General features: G+C 64.9%; 21 protein-coding genes. 3 read left to right on the forward strand and 18 right to left on the reverse strand.

Annotated features, from left to right (window positions below; genetic code table 11):
- Positions 1-23 precede the first annotated feature (23 nt).
- The 5 genes from hfq to rlmE form a co-directional block, all read right to left on the reverse strand.
- Complete coding sequence (gene hfq / locus ACW5DN_RS07650; protein ID WP_456962116.1) at positions 24-305, reverse strand: RNA chaperone Hfq; 282 nt, start codon at positions 303-305, stop codon at positions 24-26.
- 126 nt (positions 306-431) lie between these two features.
- Entirely contained in the window at positions 432-1,388 is a 957-nt protein-coding gene (gene miaA / locus ACW5DN_RS07655) for a tRNA (adenosine(37)-N6)-dimethylallyltransferase MiaA (RefSeq protein WP_456962117.1), read from the reverse strand.
- Between the two features lie 386 nt (positions 1,389-1,774).
- A complete protein-coding gene (folP, locus tag ACW5DN_RS07660; RefSeq protein ID WP_456962118.1) occupies positions 1,775-2,629 on the reverse strand; it encodes a dihydropteroate synthase in 855 nt (284 codons plus the stop codon).
- A gap of 80 nt (positions 2,630-2,709) precedes the next feature.
- On the reverse strand, positions 2,710-4,569 hold the full coding sequence (gene ftsH, locus ACW5DN_RS07665; protein ID WP_456962992.1) for an ATP-dependent zinc metalloprotease FtsH: 1,860 nt from the start codon (positions 4,567-4,569) through the stop codon (positions 2,710-2,712).
- Positions 4,570-4,692: 123 nt separating this feature from the next.
- Positions 4,693-5,325 (reverse strand): 23S rRNA (uridine(2552)-2'-O)-methyltransferase RlmE, encoded by a 633-nt coding sequence (rlmE, locus tag ACW5DN_RS07670; RefSeq protein WP_456962119.1) that lies wholly within the window; start codon positions 5,323-5,325, stop codon positions 4,693-4,695.
- Positions 5,326-5,404: 79 nt separating this feature from the next.
- Here rlmE and yhbY point away from each other — a divergent pair, with 79 nt between their 5' ends.
- Both yhbY and ACW5DN_RS07680 read left to right on the forward strand, forming a co-directional pair.
- Positions 5,405-5,710: a ribosome assembly RNA-binding protein YhbY gene (gene yhbY, locus ACW5DN_RS07675; protein WP_456962120.1), complete on the forward strand. Its 306-nt coding sequence runs from the start codon at positions 5,405-5,407 to the stop codon at positions 5,708-5,710.
- A gap of 38 nt (positions 5,711-5,748) precedes the next feature.
- The gene (locus ACW5DN_RS07680; protein WP_456962121.1) at positions 5,749-6,123 is read left to right on the forward strand and encodes an Mth938-like domain-containing protein; all 375 of its coding nucleotides are present in this window, start codon (positions 5,749-5,751) and stop codon (positions 6,121-6,123) included.
- A 32-nt stretch (positions 6,124-6,155) separates the two neighbouring features.
- Here ACW5DN_RS07680 and ACW5DN_RS07685 read toward each other — a convergent pair whose 3' ends face one another.
- The 4 genes from ACW5DN_RS07685 to surE all read right to left on the reverse strand — a co-directional run bounded on the left by ACW5DN_RS07685 (position 6,156) and on the right by surE (position 9,114).
- Complete coding sequence (locus ACW5DN_RS07685) at positions 6,156-6,887, reverse strand: peptidoglycan DD-metalloendopeptidase family protein (protein WP_456962122.1); 732 nt, start codon at positions 6,885-6,887, stop codon at positions 6,156-6,158.
- 84 nt (positions 6,888-6,971) lie between these two features.
- The gene (locus ACW5DN_RS07690) at positions 6,972-7,631 is read right to left on the reverse strand and encodes an exopolysaccharide biosynthesis protein (RefSeq protein WP_456962123.1); all 660 of its coding nucleotides are present in this window, start codon (positions 7,629-7,631) and stop codon (positions 6,972-6,974) included.
- 5 nt (positions 7,632-7,636) lie between these two features.
- A complete protein-coding gene (locus ACW5DN_RS07695) occupies positions 7,637-8,314 on the reverse strand; it encodes a protein-L-isoaspartate(D-aspartate) O-methyltransferase (RefSeq protein ID WP_456962124.1) in 678 nt (225 codons plus the stop codon).
- A complete protein-coding gene (surE, locus tag ACW5DN_RS07700) occupies positions 8,311-9,114 on the reverse strand; it encodes a 5'/3'-nucleotidase SurE (RefSeq protein WP_456962125.1) in 804 nt (267 codons plus the stop codon). Before surE ends, ACW5DN_RS07695 begins: the two co-directional genes overlap by 4 nt.
- A 250-nt stretch (positions 9,115-9,364) precedes the next feature.
- Between surE and ACW5DN_RS07705 the strand changes: the two genes are divergently transcribed.
- Positions 9,365-9,922 (forward strand): Smr/MutS family protein, encoded by a 558-nt coding sequence (locus ACW5DN_RS07705; protein WP_456962126.1) that lies wholly within the window; start codon positions 9,365-9,367, stop codon positions 9,920-9,922.
- A gap of 19 nt (positions 9,923-9,941) precedes the next feature.
- Here the strand turns inward: ACW5DN_RS07705 and ACW5DN_RS07710 are convergent, their stop codons facing one another.
- The 9 genes from ACW5DN_RS07710 to ACW5DN_RS07750 all read right to left on the reverse strand — a co-directional run bounded on the left by ACW5DN_RS07710 (position 9,942) and on the right by ACW5DN_RS07750 (position 17,260).
- On the reverse strand, positions 9,942-10,169 hold the full coding sequence (locus ACW5DN_RS07710; RefSeq protein ID WP_456962127.1) for a hypothetical protein: 228 nt from the start codon (positions 10,167-10,169) through the stop codon (positions 9,942-9,944).
- Between the two features lie 181 nt (positions 10,170-10,350).
- Positions 10,351-11,439, reverse strand: coding sequence for a tRNA pseudouridine(13) synthase TruD (gene truD, locus ACW5DN_RS07715; protein WP_456962128.1), 1,089 nt, complete (start codon positions 11,437-11,439; stop codon positions 10,351-10,353).
- On the reverse strand, positions 11,436-11,939 hold the full coding sequence (gene ispF / locus ACW5DN_RS07720) for a 2-C-methyl-D-erythritol 2,4-cyclodiphosphate synthase (protein ID WP_456962129.1): 504 nt from the start codon (positions 11,937-11,939) through the stop codon (positions 11,436-11,438). Before ispF ends, truD begins: the two co-directional genes overlap by 4 nt.
- Before the next feature lie 22 nt (positions 11,940-11,961).
- Positions 11,962-12,663 carry a 2-C-methyl-D-erythritol 4-phosphate cytidylyltransferase gene (ispD, locus tag ACW5DN_RS07725; RefSeq protein ID WP_456962130.1) on the reverse strand — a complete coding sequence of 234 codons (702 nt, stop codon included), beginning with the start codon at positions 12,661-12,663 and terminating at the stop codon, positions 11,962-11,964.
- A 53-nt stretch (positions 12,664-12,716) separates the two neighbouring features.
- On the reverse strand, positions 12,717-13,034 hold the full coding sequence (ftsB, locus tag ACW5DN_RS07730; protein WP_456962131.1) for a cell division protein FtsB: 318 nt from the start codon (positions 13,032-13,034) through the stop codon (positions 12,717-12,719).
- A gap of 8 nt (positions 13,035-13,042) precedes the next feature.
- Positions 13,043-14,329: a phosphopyruvate hydratase gene (gene eno, locus ACW5DN_RS07735; protein WP_456962132.1), complete on the reverse strand. Its 1,287-nt coding sequence runs from the start codon at positions 14,327-14,329 to the stop codon at positions 13,043-13,045.
- An 18-nt stretch (positions 14,330-14,347) separates the two neighbouring features.
- Positions 14,348-15,181, reverse strand: a complete 834-nt coding sequence (kdsA, locus tag ACW5DN_RS07740) for a 3-deoxy-8-phosphooctulonate synthase (protein WP_456962133.1) — start codon at positions 15,179-15,181, stop codon at positions 14,348-14,350.
- Positions 15,178-16,866: a CTP synthase gene (locus ACW5DN_RS07745; RefSeq protein WP_456962134.1), complete on the reverse strand. Its 1,689-nt coding sequence runs from the start codon at positions 16,864-16,866 to the stop codon at positions 15,178-15,180. The genes kdsA and ACW5DN_RS07745 overlap by 4 nt, the downstream gene beginning before the upstream one ends.
- Positions 16,867-16,987: 121 nt before the next feature.
- The gene (locus ACW5DN_RS07750) at positions 16,988-17,260 is read right to left on the reverse strand and encodes a hypothetical protein (RefSeq protein WP_456962135.1); all 273 of its coding nucleotides are present in this window, start codon (positions 17,258-17,260) and stop codon (positions 16,988-16,990) included.
- Positions 17,261-17,381 lie beyond the last annotated feature (121 nt).

Here is a 17,381-nt window from a genome sequence, read left to right on the forward strand (position 1 = left end):
GTGCGTGGCGGGCAAACACAAGGTCAGTCGACGGCGGCGTCCTGCGCGCGCTCACCGTCGCCTTCGCCCGGCTGGACATAACCGCCACTGGGGCCGACCCGGACGTTGCGCGCCGGCACCACGGTGGAAATCGCGTGTTTGTAGACCATCTGGCTGACGGTATTGCGCAACAGCACCACGAACTGGTCGAACGACTCGATCGTGCCCTGCAGCTTGATGCCGTTGACCAGGTAGACCGAAACCGGCACGCGTTCGCGACGCAGCGCATTCAGGAAAGGATCCTGCAAAGATTGTCCCTTGGACATCAAATTTTCCCCAACTTGTCTTTCTAGTTATGGTTGGCCGCTCCGTTTGGCGGAGCCGTCCCATCGCCAAATACCGACCCCACAGCAGCGATGGGGCGATGGTAACGCATGTAGCCGCAGGCTGGCTCAGTGGCGTTGGCGGATGAACATTCGCAGTGCCGTATCCAGCGCGTCCACCTGGGTGGCCGGGTCGAACCAGCGTGCATCCAGCTGGCCACGCAGCCAGGTCAGCTGACGCTTGGCCAGTTGACGGGTGGCGTATATCGCGCGATCGCGGAACCCGGCGGCATCGAAAGCGCCATCCAGATGTTCCCAGGCCTGGCGGTAACCGACCGCTCGCAATGCTGGCAACTCCAGCGGAGCGGGATGCGCCTGCAACTCGGGCATCGCGCGCAGGCGCTGGACTTCCCCCAGGAAGCCGGCATCCAGCATCAGGTCGAAACGACGCTCGATGCGTTGATGCAGGACGGCCCGGTTCTGCGGGGCCAGCACCAGCTTGAGCACCCTGAATGGCAGGCGCGGCGGCGGCAGTTCGCGTTGCCAGTCGCTGATGGTCCGTCCTGACAGCCGGTATACCTCCAGCGCCCGCTGAATCCGTTGCGCATCGGTCGCGTGGATGCGCTGCGCCGCCAGTGGATCAATGCGCGCCAACTGGTCGTGCATCGCGGTCCAGCCCACTTCGGCAGCCTCGGCCGCCAGCAGGGCGCGCGTCGGTGCATCGGCGCTCGGCATGGCCGACAGCCCTTTCAACAAGGCGTGGAAATACAAGCCGGTGCCGCCGGCGAGGATCGGCAACTTGCCACGGGCGGCGATGTCGTCCAGCGCGGCGCGGCCGGCAACGGCGAACTCGGCAGCCGAGTACGGCTGCCAGGGCTCGCGCAGGTCGATCAGATGGTGCGGCACGGCCGCCATTTCATCGACGCCGGGTTTGGCAGCGCCGATATCCAGACCGCGGTAGATCAGCGCCGAATCAACGCTGACAATCTCGCCACCCAAGCGCTGGGCCCAGTCCAGCGCGAGCGCTGTCTTGCCCGACGCGGTCGGCCCCATCAGTGCGATCGCCAGCGGGCGGGGATCGTTCATGCCACTCCGCCGACGCTCGTCATGGGACGCGGGACTGGCCCCGCATCAATATCCGGTTTCACGCAGCGAGGCTCGCACCTGCTGGTGCAACACCTGGATCTCCTGCGGCGGCTCGCGGTCGAGTTTGCTGACCACGATGATGCCGATCAGGATCACGACCACAAGCTAGATGGAAAACATGCATGAGTAGCGGTGCACTGGCTGTCATTGGCAACACTGGTCAGAAAAAAAGCGGCCGCGGTGGCGGCGCGAATGGGGCCAGCCTAACGTACCTTCCTGGATGGTTCAGCCCCCGGGTTATGCACAGGGGCTGTGGACAAGCCGTCTGATCAACTTGTGGATAACCATCGGAGCCGCTTACTCCGCAAGGGTTGCGATCAACCTGGTCATTTTTTGGCTAGTGCCGCCACTGCATTCCATACCTTGAGTGCATCCACCGTCGCGGCCACATCGTGCACCCGCACCAGCCGGGCACCGCGTTGCGCGGCGATCAGGTGCGCAGCGACCGAGCCGCTCACCCGTTCTTCCATTGGCTCCCGGCCGGTCAATTCGGCAATGGCTCGTTTGCGCGACAGGCCCGCGAGCACCGGCACGCCCAGCTCCACGAGCTGTTCCAGCCGCGCCAGCAACTCGAGGTTGTGGGCCAGAGTCTTGCCGAAACCAAAGCCGGGGTCGATGACGATCCGGGCTTTGGCAATCCCGGCCATTTCGGCGGAAAAAATGCGTTCCGCCAGGAAACGATGGACCTCGGCAACCACGTCGTCGTAAAGCGGGGCCTCCTGCATGCTTCGCGGCTCGCCGCGCATGTGCATCAATACCACCGGCACGCCGAGTTCCGCGGCGGTGGCGAGCGCGCCGTCTTGGCGGAGCGCGTAGACATCATTGATCAAGCCGGCGCCGACCTCCACCGCCGCGCGCATGACCTCGGGCTTGGACGTGTCGACGCTGATCGGCAGCGTGGTCTCGCGAGCCAGCCGTTCGACCACCGGAACCACCCGGCGCAATTCTTCCTCGACGGCAACATCATCGGCACCCGGGCGGGTCGACTCGCCGCCGATGTCGAGGATGTCCGCGCCCTCGCTGGCCAACCGCAGGCCGTGTGCAACCGCCGCCTCCAAGGTGTCGTGCTGTCCACCGTCGGAGAACGAATCCGGGGTGACGTTGACGATGCCCATCACGCGCGGCTGGTCGAGGCGCAACAATCGGCCGTTGCAATCCAGTGTCGGAGCGGTATCAAACATCGGCTGCTCAATAAAAAAAGGCCAGAGCGAACTCTGGCCTTTCAGGTGTCACGCAGCAAGTGTCATGGGGCAACACCCGCTCAGGTCTGCTCGGCGGTCCCGCCGATCGGCCCGGGAGTATTGGCGTCATCCTTTGGAGGCGGCACCTTGGTCACGTTGTCCGCGTCCTTCTCCCAGTCGGCCGGCGGTCCCGGCGTGCGCCCGGCCATGATGTCGTCGATCTGGTGGGCGTCGATGGTCTCGTACTGCAACAGCGTATCGGCCATCACGTGCAGCTCGGGCAGGTGCTTGGTCAGGATCTCGGTGGTGCGCTGGAATGCCTTGTCGAGGATGCCGCGGACGACCTCGTCGATCCTGCGCGCGGTGTCGTCGGAGACACTCTTGTGCTGGGTGACCGAACGGCCCAGGAACACCTCGTCATCTTCCTCACCGTAGGAGATCGGCCCCATCTCGTCGCTCAGGCCCCATTTGGTGACCATGTTGCGGGCCATCTTGGTTGCGCGCTCGATGTCATTGGAAGCACCAGTGGTGACCTTGTCAGCCCCAAAGATGAGCTCCTCGGCAACCCGTCCGCCATACAGCGACGCCAGTTGCGACTCGATTGCGGTGCGGTTGAAGCTGTACTTGTCGCCTTCGGGCAGGTACATGGTCACGCCCAGCGCGCGGCCACGGGGAATGATGGTGACCTTGTAGACCGGGTCATGCTCCGGCACCACGCGGCCGACGATGGCGTGACCGGCCTCGTGATACGCGGTGAGCTTCTTCTCGTCCTCGCTCATCGCCATCGAGCGCCGCTCCGCGCCCATCATGATCTTGTCGCGCGCCTTGTCGAAGTGATCCATGCGGACTTCATTGGCATTGCTGCGCGCCGCAAACAGCGCGGCCTCGTTGACCAGGTTGGCCAGGTCCGCACCGCTGAAGCCCGGGGTTCCGCGGGCAATGGTCATCGGCTCGACGTCATCGGCCAAGGGAACCTTGCGCATGTGCACGCGCAGGATCTGCTCGCGGCCGCGCACGTCCGGCAGGCCGACCACGACCTGGCGGTCGAAACGGCCCGGGCGTAGCAACGCGGGGTCGAGCACGTCGGGACGGTTGGTGGCGGCGATCACGATCACGCCCTCGCCACCCTCGAAGCCGTCCATCTCCACCAGCAGCTGGTTGAGGGTCTGCTCGCGCTCGTCGTGACCACCGCCCAAACCGGCACCACGATGACGGCCGACCGCGTCGATCTCATCAATGAAGATGATGCACGGCGCGCTCTTCTTGGCCTGCTCGAACATGTCGCGCACGCGGCTGGCGCCGACGCCGACGAACATCTCGACGAAATCCGAACCGGAGATCGCGAAGAACGGCACCTTGGCCTCGCCGGCGATCGCGCGCGCCAGCAAGGTCTTGCCGGTACCGGGCGGGCCGACCATCAGCACGCCGCGCGGAATCTTGCCGCCCAGCTTCTGGAACCGGCTCGGATCGCGCAGGAACTCGACCAGTTCACCGACCTCTTCCTTCGCCTCGTCGCAACCGGCTACATCGGCCAGGGTCACCTTGATCTGATCCTCGCCCTGCAACTTGGCGCGCGACTTGCCAAAGCTCATCGCACCCTTGCCGCCGCCTTGCTGCATCTGTTTCATCACGAAAATCCAGAACGCGATGATCAGGATGATGGGCAGGAAGTTGAGCAGGATCGACCAGAACGACGGGCCACCAGGCGGCACCTGCTCGATCACCACGCCGTGCTGCAGCAGGTCGTTGACCAGGTCCTTGTCACCCGGGCTGAAGGTCGTGAACGGCGTGCCGTCCTTGCGCTCGCCGGTGATGGTGGTGCGATCCTCGGCGATCTTGACCTTCTCGATCTTGTCGGCCTGCACCTGCTCGACGAATTGATCGTAGGCCAGTGGCACGGCGGGAGCGCTGGTACGCGGACCGAAGGTCTGGAACACCACCATGAGCACCACGGCGACGATCACCCAGAGCAGCAGATTCTTGGCCAAGTCGTTCATTTAATAAGGTTCACGTTTTTTGTGCGAGAGGCCCGGAACCCCGGGTATCGAGTACAGCAGACCACGTTATTTCATTTCCGCGCGCTTGCCCTGGGCCAGCGCGTACACCTCCGGAGAACGCTTGCGCGACGCCTCCGGCTTGCGGATCGCGACCTTGGCATAACGCCGTCGCAACTCGCGCACATAGTCATCGAAACCCACGCCCTGGAACAACTTGATCAGGAACGCACCATCGACGCGCAAGTGCTGGTCGGCGAAATCCATCGCCAGTTCGGCCAGATACAACGCCCGCGGCATATCCACCGCATCCACACCACTCTTATTGGGGGCCATATCCGACAGCACAAGGTCCACCGGCTTTCCATCAAGGCAATCAACCAGCTGGGATAAGACCTCATCCTCCCTGAAATCCCCATGAAGGAACTCCACCCCTGCCAGCGACGGCATCTCCAGGATGTCCAGTGCGATGACCCGGCCGCTGTCGCCCAGTGCCTTTCGCACCCATTGCGACCAACTGCCGGGCGCCGCGCCCAGGTCGACCACGGTCATGCCCGGCTTGAGCAGCCGGTCACGCTCGACCAGCTCCTCCAGCTTGTAGGCCGCGCGTGAACGCAACCCTTCCGCACGCGCCTTCTTCACGAAGGGGTCGGAATGGTGTTCCTTGAGCCAGCGCTGGCTGCTTTTGCTGCGGGTAGCCATGGGGAGGGACGAAAAATCGCGAGGATGACGGGCCCCCATGGTACCCTGCGCGCCTTTCCAACCTCACTTGCGTGCATTGATGGCTACTGTCCTGACCAACGCCCAGACCCGGTTCCTGCGCGGCCAGGCCCACGACCTCAAAGCCATGCTCCAGGTGGGCGGCAAGGGGATCACCGACGCCCTGGTGGCCGAGCTTGACCTGGCCCTGGAACATCATGAACTGGTCAAACTCAAGATTGCGGCAAGCGACCGGGAAGCGCGTGACGCGATGATTGGCGAGCTTTGCACGCGTACCGAATCGGCCCTGGTGCAACGCATCGGCCACACCGCGGTGCTCTACCGGGCCAGCGAGGACAACCGCCAGATCGTATTGCCGCGAAGCTGATAACGGCATTTTCCCCGGCCGATTGCTAGCATGCGCCGATGGAACTGAACCTTGAACGCCCCGATTACGAATTTGCGTTGCGCGCCGCCAACGGTGTCTCCGCGCTGGTCAACAACCTCCGGCTGACCCACAGTTTCGTGATTGCACCCGATCACCTGATGGACACTTGGGCAGTGACGGATGCCGCCTCGCTGGGGCCTGCGGAACTTGCGCCCCTGCTGGAGCTGCAACCGGAGGTGATCCTGCTGGGCACCGGAGAACAGCAGGTATTTCCGTCGGCGGCCACGAGAGCGGCCTGCCTGGCACGCGGGGTCGGCATGGAAGTCATGACCAACGCCGCGGCGGCGCGCACGTTCAACGTACTGGCAAGCGAAGGACGCAAGGTCGTCGCCGGCTTCATCCTCGCCGGCTGAGGGACTGTCAGCCGGATATCCGCCTGCCGGACTTACTTGCGCGGCAGGTACTGCAGCGGATCGACCGGCTTGCCGTTGTAGCGGATCTCGAAGTGCAGCATGTCGCGCGCCGCTCCGGTGCGGCCCAGTTCGGCGATCTGCTGGCCAGCAGTGATCTTCGTGCCTTCCTTGACCATCCGGTTGCGGTTATGGCCGTAGGCGGACAGCCACTGCTCGTTGTGCTTGATGATGATCAGCTCTCCGTAACCGACCAGGCCGGATCCGGAATACACCACGGTGCCATCGCCCGCGGCACGAACCGGCGCACCGGCGGTGCCGCCGATATCGACGCCCTGCTTGGTTGGATCACCCGCCGAGAAACGATTCAGCAGCGGCCCGTCGACCGGCCACCGCCACGCCACGCCACTGTTCAACGGCGGCTTGGTCGGCTTGCTGGGCGCAGGTGCCGCAGCGACAGGCTTGGGCTTGGTTGTGCTGGTCGGTCGCGTCGTGCTGCCGGCAACACCAGCCTTGGGGTACAGCACCAGCCGCTGGCCGGGGTAGATCGTATACGGCGCCGGAATACCGTTCCATGCCGCGAGGTCGCGCATCGCGATTCCGTTCTCCGTGGCAATCCGGTACAGCGTGTCGCCACGCTGGACGACGCTGCTGGCACCGTATTTTGGCGTGGAAGCCGACCCACCCTCGCGGGTCACCGTGCTGGAGCAGGCCGCAAGCGCAAGCGCCGCGGCGATGGGCAGGAACAAACGGAGAGTCAACTTCATCATTCGCCTTGTTGTGTCTTCCAGGTGGTTCAGATCAATGCGGCTGGCGACAAGTATCGATGCCACGAACCGGCGATGGATGGCTCAACCGGAGAGCCGCTGGAACAACTCGTGTGCCGCCATGCCACCACCGCCGATCAGGATGCCAAAGTAGATAATTGTCCCGACGCTCGCCAAATGGCCAAGCAACATCGCTCCGCCGTCGCGCTGGATCATGCCCACAGCGTAAAACAGCAGCGCCAGACCCGGTAGCGTATTGCTGAACGGGATGAATCCGAACGGTGCCATCAGCAACAGGGCGGCCAGGATGAAGGCGAGATTGTTGAATACGTCTTGCGCGCGTCCATCGACAAACACCCGTAGCCGATGCGGTCGACTGATCTTCTCCAGTCGCCCCACCCAGACCATCCCGGCGGTCAGGCCCGGGCGCAGTTTCTCGACGGGCAGCGCCTTGGCCTTGAGCTTCTCCGGGAGCCAGAAAGGCCGTCCCATCAGGCGACTGATGCCGACCAGCAGGATCACCGCACCGAACACCGTGCTGACCCCCGGGATCGACACCGGGATCAGGAAGACCAGGGTCAGCAATATGGTCAGCAGCAGCAGGCCTTCGTCCCCGAACACCGCCAGCAACTCACCCAGGGTCAATTGGTCCTCGGGCAAGTTGCGGATAATCGTGGCGAGTTGTTCTCCCAGCGCGACTGCGTCGGAATTGCGGGCTTCCTGCGGGGCGTCTGGATGGGTCACGGCAGTCAGTCGACCAGGCCAGACAAAAGCGGCACAAACACCACTGGCCCCAGTGATTCCTGGCTAATCCGGCCGTTGGCATCCTTGTACAACCTGAGCAGCGATTGCGACGAGGCCGCGCCCACCGGAGCGACCAGCGAACCGCCCGGCGCGAGTTGCGCGGTCAACGCATCCACCAGCGCCGGCGCCGCGGCCGTGACCAGGATGGCGTCGAAGGGGCCATTTTCCGGCCAACCGATGCGGCCGTCGTCATGCTTGCTGCGCACGTTCATGCCCAACTGCCGGAAGCGCTTGCGCGCGGTCCGTAGCAGCTCACCAATGCGCTCCACGGTGTGTACTTCCAAGCCGAGCGCCGCCAGGACCGCGGCCTGGTACCCCGAACCAGTGCCGATCTCCAGCACCTTCGCCGGGTGGGTCTCCAGCAGCGTCTGGGTCATCTTCGCCACCACCCAGGGCTGGGAGATGGTCTGGCCGTGACCAATGGGCAGCGCGGTGTCCTCATAGGCACGGGTGGCCAATGCCTCATCGACAAACAGGTGCCGGGGCACGGTGCGGATCGCATTGAGCACGCGCTCATCGGTGATGCCATTGCCACGCAGGCGATCAACCAGACGATCACGTACGCGCTGTGAAGTCATGCCCGATCCGAGTGCTTCCGGTTGCAGTCGCATCCGCAGGTTCACGGTGATGCCTCGTCATGCCCGTCGGTACGATCCAGCAGCGACGCCGCCAGTCCGTCGACCCAACTGGCGACCTGCTCCAGCGCCTGGTAACGGGTCAGGTCGACCTTGATCGGAGTGATCGAGATATGCCCGCTGTGCACCGCGTGGAAGTCGGTACCGGGACCGGCGTCCTGCTCCGGTCCGGCGGCGCCGATCCACCACCAATGACGTCCTCGCGGATCGGTCTGCGGCACGCAGGCTTCGGCGCGGTGGCGGTTACCCAGCCGGCAGACCTGGAAGCCGCGGATCTCATCCCAGGGCAAGTCCGGCACATTGACGTTCAGGATCGTGTCGGCCGGCAACGGATCGGTGCGCAGCCGGGCGATGATCTCGACCGCGGCACGCGCGGCGGTCTCGTAATGACGCCCGACATGATCCGAGGTGACCAGCGACACGGCGACCGCCGGCAACCCGAGGAAGCGGCCTTCCATCGCCGCCGCCACGGTGCCCGAATAAATCACGTCGTCGCCAAGATTGGCGGCATTGTTGATCCCCGACACCACGATGTCGGGCTCGTCTTCCAGCATTCCGGTGATCGCCACGTGCACGCAATCGGTCGGCGTGCCAAAGACCCGCCAGCTGCCGTCGTCCTGCCGCATCGTGCGCACCGGCATGTCCAGGGTGAGCGAATTGCTGGCGCCGGAACGGTCGCGGTCGGGCGCCACCACCACCACGTCATGCCCGGCGGCACGCAGCCCTTCGGCGAGGACGCGGATGCCCGGGGCGTCGACACCGTCGTCGTTGCTGACCAGAACTCGCATGAACTCCCTTGGGGGGCGCCACGCAAGGCGCCAACAGATAGGTGGACAGGAAGGCCGGACGCTGCCGGCCATGAATGGGCGTTGCTACCAGCGACCTCGGCCGCAATATCGACCTCGCACTGAGCCACCATGATAGCCGAAGGTAGTGACCGGCTCAGCCGCGAATCGACATTGCCCCCGTTTTTGACCCACTCGCTTGCACAACCACGTTGCCGCGTTAGGATTTGTTGACGGTTCCCCGGACGCGCCCATGAATGACCCCCACGATGACGACGATGCGGCACTGTTCCGCCGCGCCATCGGGGCGGTGAGGATCTTGCCGGAACGCGCGCCTGCACCCGCCCCACCACGGCCCAAGCCGCGTGCACGAATGGCCGAACGCGACGAAGCCAACGCCCGCGACGAGTTCCGCCACCCGTCGGACGCGGCGCTATTGGAGGCCGACGACCCGCTCTCCTACCGCCACGACAGCTTCCCGGCAGACACCTGGCAGCGATTGCGGCGCGGTGAGATGGCCGCCCAGGAAGAGCTCGACCTGCACGGGACCGATGCCCGGACTGCCGAGGCCCTGCTGCGCGCGTTCCTCGGCGATGCGCTCCGTCACGGCCTGGGTTGCGTGCGGATCATCCATGGCAAGGGGGGCCGGGAGCGGTCGGATTTCAGCAGCAGCAGTGCGCCGGTGCTCAAGAACCTGGTCGACCGCATGTTGCGCCACCGCTCCTGTGTCCTGGCATTCCATTCCCCACCGCCCGCGCAAGGGGGCGCCGGCGCCGTCGTGGTGGTTCTGTCACGGCAGCGACGGCGCTAGCCAGCAACACGCCTGCCAACTACTGGCCCGCGAGCGATTCCACGTCCGGGTTCAGTGGTGGGTTGACCCACATCACCCTGACGCCACGACGGCTGGCCAGCTGTTCCACCATGGACATGTACAACTGATCGGCATTCAGCGGCTCGGCTTGGGGCGTGGCGCGCGCCGATTGCTCATCCATGCTGGCGCAGGCCGACAGCCCGCTCACCAGTGCCGCCATCAGTGCAATACGCAACAAGAGGTTCATGACGCAGCTCCCGACGGTTCGGGGCCGGACGCGGGTCGCGTCTGGGGTCCGATCCACTCGGCTCCCGATTCCGGTATACCCCTCCTGGCGACCAGCGCCAGTGCCACCACGAACTTTCCGATCAACGGCAGCCGGATTGGTGGCAGGTCGCGCTATTGGGGCCCAACCCGGCCTGCAGACGTCAGTAGGTGCCAGCGAACCCCGGTTCCGTGACCACACCCAGCTCTGCCAACACCACGGTCGCGTAGGTTCCGGGCGGCAGTTGGAATCGCAATTCCAGGGTAGCGGCATCGCGCCAATCCCATTCCAGGCCATCGGGCCGCAATCGCAGGCAGCGCCGCTCCTGCTTCAGTCCGGCTTGCTCCAGCCCCAGGCATAGCTGCGTCGCGGGCGATTCACTCGACACCTGTCGCTCCATCGCCGCGACCTCGCCAGTGCTGCGTAACGGACCGTGCCCCCAAAGCGGCCCCGTGGGATGGATATCGAAGGCCGCCAGTCGCTGTGCAAGGGTTGCGTCGAAGGGCTGCGGGCCAAACACGCTGCGACTGCCGTCCAGCATCCAGACCTCGCCATCCAGCGAGTCGCCGCTGGCGGACAGACCGCTCCAGGTCCCGGCGGCAACGCGAGCACAAAGCAACTGATTGAACACCGCCGAGCGCGCCGCCGACAGCAGCATGCCGCGCTGGTCCCGCCGCACCTTGCGGCCGGCGAACATCGTCAATGCCCGGGCGATGTTGTCGCCGCCATGCCCAAAGCGTTGTCCACCAAAATAATTGGGGACGCCCGCGGCGGCGATGGTGGCCAGCCGGGCATCGATCGCCTCGCGCTCGCCCTGGACGTCGCGCAGCACCAGCTCGAAGCGATTGCCGGCCAACGCACCACGCGGCAGTTTCTTCGCGTGCCAGTGGTGGTCGAGCACCGTCAAGTCCGGGGTATCCAGGGCCGTCAGGTCCGGGGCGACCTTCTTCGGCAGGTGGACACTGAAACGCTGGCGGGTCACGGCATGGCGATCCTTCAAGCCCGCATAACCAATGGCCATCTCGCTGACACCGGCCCATTGGGCAATGCACCTGGCGGCAAAGGCGGTGTTCATGCCGCGCTTCTCGACCGTCAGCAGCAGGTGCTCGCCACTGCCACTGGGTGAGAAACCCGGCAGCTCCTCGACACGGAAATCCTCCGGCGTACTGCGAATGCATGCACTCAGTACCGGCGGGCCCGACGCGCGCAAAGGCTCGATGATCGCTACCGCACTCGACCCGGCAGTGCTCATGGCCCCAGCAACAGGCAAACCGCCATCGCCGCGAGGCCTTCGCCACGCCCGGTGAAGCCCAGTGTTTCACTGGTGGTGGCCTTGATGCTGACCGCATCGATCTGGCAGCCAAGATCGTCCGCCAGCAACTCGCGCATGGCCTGTGCATGCGGACCGATCCGGGGACGCTCGCAGATCACGGTGATGTCTGCGTTGCCCACCCGCCAGCCACGCTCGCCGATCAGGGTGTTGCAATGGCGCAGGAATGCACGGCTGTCGGCGCCTTTCCATTGCGGGTCGCTGGGCGGGAAGTGGGTGCCTATATCGCCCAGCGCCAGCGCGCCAAGCATCGCGTCGCACAAGGCGTGGATCACCACGTCGCCATCGGAATGAGCCAGCACGCCGCGCTCGTGTGGCACCCGGATACCGCCGATGACCACGTGGTCGCCATCGCCAAACGCGTGCACGTCGTAACCTTGGCCAATACGAATATTCAATGTGGAATGTCCTGGTTGCGACAACGGAAACGGAAACGGAAACGGATCACTCGGGGATTGGGGCAGTACCTCGGGACAACAGGTAGCGGGCAAGGGCGAGATCGGCCGGCGTTGTCACCTTGAGGTTGTCCTCCCGGCCTTCCACCAACCGTGGGAAGGCACCGACGCGCTCCATCGCCATCGCCTCGTCGGTCACCACCACGCCATCGGCGCGGGCACGCAACAGCGCAGCCGTCAGTGCGCCGCGGCGAAATGCCTGCGGTGTCAGCGCGCGCCACAAACCTTCCCGTGGCTGGGTCGCGATACTCCTGGTGTCGGCATCGGCACGCTTGAGGGTATCGCGCAACGGCGCAGCGAGAATCGCTCCAACCGCGTCGGCCTGTGCCACTTCGATCAGGCGCGCCAGGTCGGCGGCGGCCAGGTTGGGGCGCGCGGCGTCGTGCACCAGTACCAATGCGTCTTCACCCACCTCGTCGGGCAATGCCTGCAGCGCGGCCAGTACCGAGTCGGCGCGCTCACCTCCGCCGATACAGCGCAACACCGGCTTGCCGTGCAACGATGCCCAGCCGGGCCAGCGTTCATCGTCCACCGCCAGCGCAAGCATCGCGCCATGGATTTGCGGATGGCCGAGCAGGACATCCAGCGCATGTTCGATCAGCGGTCGACCGGCGACCTGCAGGTATTGCTTGGGGATGTCACCGCCAAACCGGCTGCCACGTCCCGCCGCCGGTATCACTGTCCAGATCATCAGTCACTCCTGGGGGACGGCAGGTTGCCCGGGACGTATCACCGGCGTGAAAGTCAATCGACCGGGACGGGATCCGGTCGATCCGACGCGGCCGGATCGACCACCCGGTAGAACGTCTCGCCGGGCTTGATCATGCCCAGTTCGCTGCGTGCACGCTCTTCGACGGCCGCCTCACCGGACTTGAGGTCTTCGACCTCGGCCTGCAGCGCGTCGTTGCGTTGCTGCAGGCCCGCGTTCTCGCGATTTTGCTGCGCCACGGCCTGCTCCAGCGCCGCGACGGAAGCACGACCACCCTCGCCGGTCCACAGACGGTATTGCAGGAACGCCAACATCGCGATCAACAGCAGCAGCAATATCGCCAGCCAACGCATGGGCGGGGTCAGCGCTTCAGCGACACGAACGCATCGCGACCGGCGTAACGCGCGGCCGCGCCCAATTGCTCCTCGATCCGCAGTAGCTGGTTGTACTTGGCCACCCGGTCGCTGCGGCACAGCGAGCCGGTCTTGATCTGGGTCGCAGTGGTCGCCACCGCGATGTCGGCGATGGTGGTGTCCTCGGTCTCGCCGGAGCGGTGCGACACGACCGCCGCGTAACCGGCACGATCGGCCATGGCAATCGCCTCCAGTGTCTCGGTCAGGGTGCCGATCTGGTTGACCTTGATCAGGATCGCGTTGGCGACGTGCTGGTCGATGCCCTGCTGGAAGATGCGCGGGTTGGTCACGAACAGGTCGTCGCCGACCAGTTGCACCTTGCTGCCCAGCTTCCCGGTCAGCTGCTTCCAGCCGTCCCAGTCGTTCTCGTCCATGCCGTCCTCGATGCTGATGATCGGGTACTGCGCGCACCAGCCCGCGAGGAAGTCGACGAACTGCTCGCTGGTCAGCCGCTTGCCTTCGCCGGTGAGGTTGTATTTGCCGTTCTCGTAGAACTCGCTGGACGCTACGTCGAGGCCGAGCAGGATATCCTCGCCTGCGTGGTAACCAGCCTTGCCGATCGCCTCCAGGATGGTTTCCAGCGCTTCCTCGTTGCTGCGCAGGTCGGGTGCGAAGCCGCCTTCGTCACCAACGGCCGTCGACAAGCCGCGCCCCTTGAGCACCGACTTGAGCGCGTGGAACACCTCGGTGCCGGCACGCAGGCTTTCGGCGAAGCTGTCGAAACCGACCGGCAGGATCATGAACTCCTGCAGGTCGACGTTGTTGTCGGCATGTGCGCCACCGTTGATGATGTTCATCATCGGCACCGGCAGTACTGCGGCACGGTCACCGGCCAGGTATTTCCACAGCGGCAGTTTCCGCGACGCGGCCATCGCATGGGCGTTCGCCATCGACACCCCAAGCAGCGCATTCGCACCCAGCCGGCCCTTGTTGTCGGTGCCGTCCAGGTCGATCAGGCGCTTGTCGATCCCCGCCTGGTCGGACGCATCCATGCCGGTGATCGCCTTCGCGATCGCGGTATTGACGTTGCCCACCGCAGTACGCACGCCCTTGCCGAGGTAGCGGGTCTTGTCGCCGTCGCGCAGCTCGACCGCCTCCTTGGAACCGGTGGACGCACCCGAGGGCACCATCGCGCGGCCGAAGCTGCCATCGCTCAGGGTGACTTCGGCCTCAAGGGTCGGATTGCCGCGGCTGTCGAGGATCTCACGGGCGTGGACTTTGGCGATTTCGGTCATGTCGGGTCTGTGCAGGTCTCAGGGTTGGGATTCGAGGAATGCGTGTTGCTTGGTGACCTGGTCAATGGCCATCAGCGTTTCCAGCAGGGCGCGCATCTTGCCCAGTGGCCAGGCATTGGGGCCGTCGGACAGGGCTTCTTCCGGCCTGGGATGGGTTTCCATGAAGATGCCGGAAATGCCGACCGCCATCGCCGCGCGCGACAGCACCGGCACGAACTCGCGCTGGCCGCCGCTCTTGCCGCCGGCGCCACCGGGCAGTTGCACCGAATGGGTCGCGTCGAACACCACCGGGCAGCCGGTGTCGCGCATCACCGCAAGGCTGCGCATGTCGCTGACCAGGTTGTTGTAGCCGAAGCTGGCACCGCGCTCGCAGACCATGATGTCGGTGTTGCCGGTGGCCAGCGCCTTGTCGGCGACGTGCTTCATCTCCCACGGCGACAGGAACTGGCCCTTCTTGACGTTGACCGGCTTGCCGGCACTGGCGACCTTCTGGATGAAGTCGGTCTGCCGGCACAGGAACGCCGGCGTCTGCAGCACATCGACCACCGAGGCGACCTCGTCCATCGGGGTGTACTCGTGGACGTCGGTCAACACTGGCACGCCGATCTGCTTTTTTACTTCGGCCAGCACCTTCAATCCTTCCTCGATGCCCGGGCCGCGAAAGCCCGACACCGAGGTGCGGTTGGCCTTGTCGAAGCTGGACTTGAAGATGAAGGGGATGCCGAGCTCGTCGGTGATCTCCTTCAGCGTGCCGGCGGTGTCGAGTTGCAGTTGCATCGACTCGATCACGCAGGGGCCGGCAATCAGGAAGAACGGGCGGTCAAGGCCGATTTCGAATCCACAAAGCTTCATGCGTTTGCCTCTTTCAGCAGGCCGACAGCGGAGCTCTCGCCAGCGGCCCGGTCTTCATTGTGTTTGTGCTCGCGCGCGGCGCGGATGAAACCAACAAACAGCGGGTGGCCATCGCGCGGGGTGGACAGGAATTCAGGATGCGCCTGGCACGCCAGGAACCAGGGATGCACCTCACGCGGCAGCTCGATCATCTCCACCAGCAGGTCATCCATCGACTTGGCGCTGATCACCAGGCCAGCGTCTTCCAACTGGGTGCGATAGCGGTTGTTGAACTCGTAGCGGTGGCGGTGGCGCTCGGCAACCACGTCCTTGCCGTACAACTCGTGGGCCAGGGTACCCGGCTTCAGACGCTGCTCCTGCAGGCCCAGCCGCATGGTGCCGCCGAGGTCACCGTCTTCGCTACGCCGTTCCACCTCACCGGTCGCGGTACGCCATTCGGTGATCAACCCGATCACCGGATGCGGGGTGGACTTGTCGTTTTCGGTGCTGTTGGCGCCTTCCAGGCCGGCGACGGCACGGGCGTAATCGACCACCGCGGCCTGCATGCCATAGCAGATCCCGAAATACGGGATGCCGGTCTCACGCGCGTGCCGGGCGCCCAGGACCTTGCCCTCGAAACCACGGTCACCAAAGCCGCCGGGCACCAGGATGCCATCGACGCCGGCCAGCGCACTGGCACCACGCCGCTCGACATCGCTGGACTCCAGCCATTTCAACTTGACCTTGGTGCGCTGGCGCAAACCGCCGTGCTTGAGCGCTTCACCCACCGACTTGTAGGCATCCTGGTGATCGACGTACTTGCCGATGATCGCAATGGTGACTTCGTCGACTGGATGCTCCGCGGCCTCGACCACCGCATCCCACTCGGACATGTCGGCGGGGCCGGCATCCAGCCGCAGGCGTTCCACGATCAGGTCGTCCAGCCCTTGCTCCTGGAAGCGGGCGGGCATCCTGTAGATGTTGTCCAGGTCAACCGCGGTAATCACCGCACGCTCGGACACGCTGGTGAACAGCGCGATTTTGCGACGCTCGTTGTCGGGCAACGGTTGCTCGGAGCGGCACACCAGGATGTCCGGCTGGATACCGATGGAGCGTAATTCCTTGACCGAATGCTGGGTCGGCTTGGTCTTCAGCTCGCCGGCAGCAGCGATAAACGGCACCAGGGTCAGGTGCATGAACAGCGCCTTCTCGGGGCCGCGCTCGGTGCGGATCTGTCGGATTGCCTCAAGGAATGGCAGCGACTCGATATCACCCACCGTCCCGCCAATCTCGACCAGGCCGACATCAAAGCCGTCGGTCGCGTCGAAAATACCGCGCTTGATCTCGTCGGTGATGTGCGGGATCACCTGTACGGTACCGCCCAGGTAGTCGCCGCGGCGCTCCTTGCGGATCACGTTTTCGTAGATCCGACCGGTGGTGATGGAGTTCTTGCGGCTCAGGCGGGTGCGCACGTAACGCTCGTAGTGACCCAGGTCCAGGTCGGTCTCCGCGCCGTCGTCGGTGACATACACCTCGCCGTGCTGGAACGGACTCATCGTGCCCGGATCGACGTTGATATACGGATCGAGCTTCATCATCGTCACGCGCAAGCCGCGGGCTTCGAGGATGGCTGCCAGTGAGGCCGCCGCAATGCCCTTGCCGAGCGAAGACACCACGCCACCGGTGACGAAAATCAGGGGAGTCATGCGTTTTACTGCCGCTGGAAAGCCGTAGTTTACAAGCTGGACGCTCGCACCGCGACCGCTCGCTCCCCGAAAAAGCCGAACGCCCCGACCAGCGGGGCGTCCGGAACGCGCTGATCGCCCGTCAGCTGCGCCAGTCTTCCTCTTCCGGTTCCACCGGCTGGTCTTCGTACTTCTGCTCAGCCTTGGCGTCCGCGTCGGTGTTTTCCGCCGCATTGGCATCCGTGCTCGCCTTCTCCACAGCCTTGGCCGGCTTGGGGGCATCTGCCGCCGAGTTGGTGGCCTGCGCGGCAGCGGCTGCGGCCTGAGCATCGGCGTCGGCACTCTGGGCGAAGGCGGCAGGGGCGGCGATCAACGTTGCGATCGCCATCGGCAACAGGAGCTTGCGAATATTCATCAGTAGGATCTCCGTGAGCGGGTTGTGGGATGCGTTGCCGCTCCCCCACGCGACCTGGCGACCCTACCGCCTGACGCCATGCCCTTGCCTGAACACGCCGGAATTGACCGCCACCGGGATG

Source organism: Lysobacter sp. A289, from assembly GCF_054072675.1.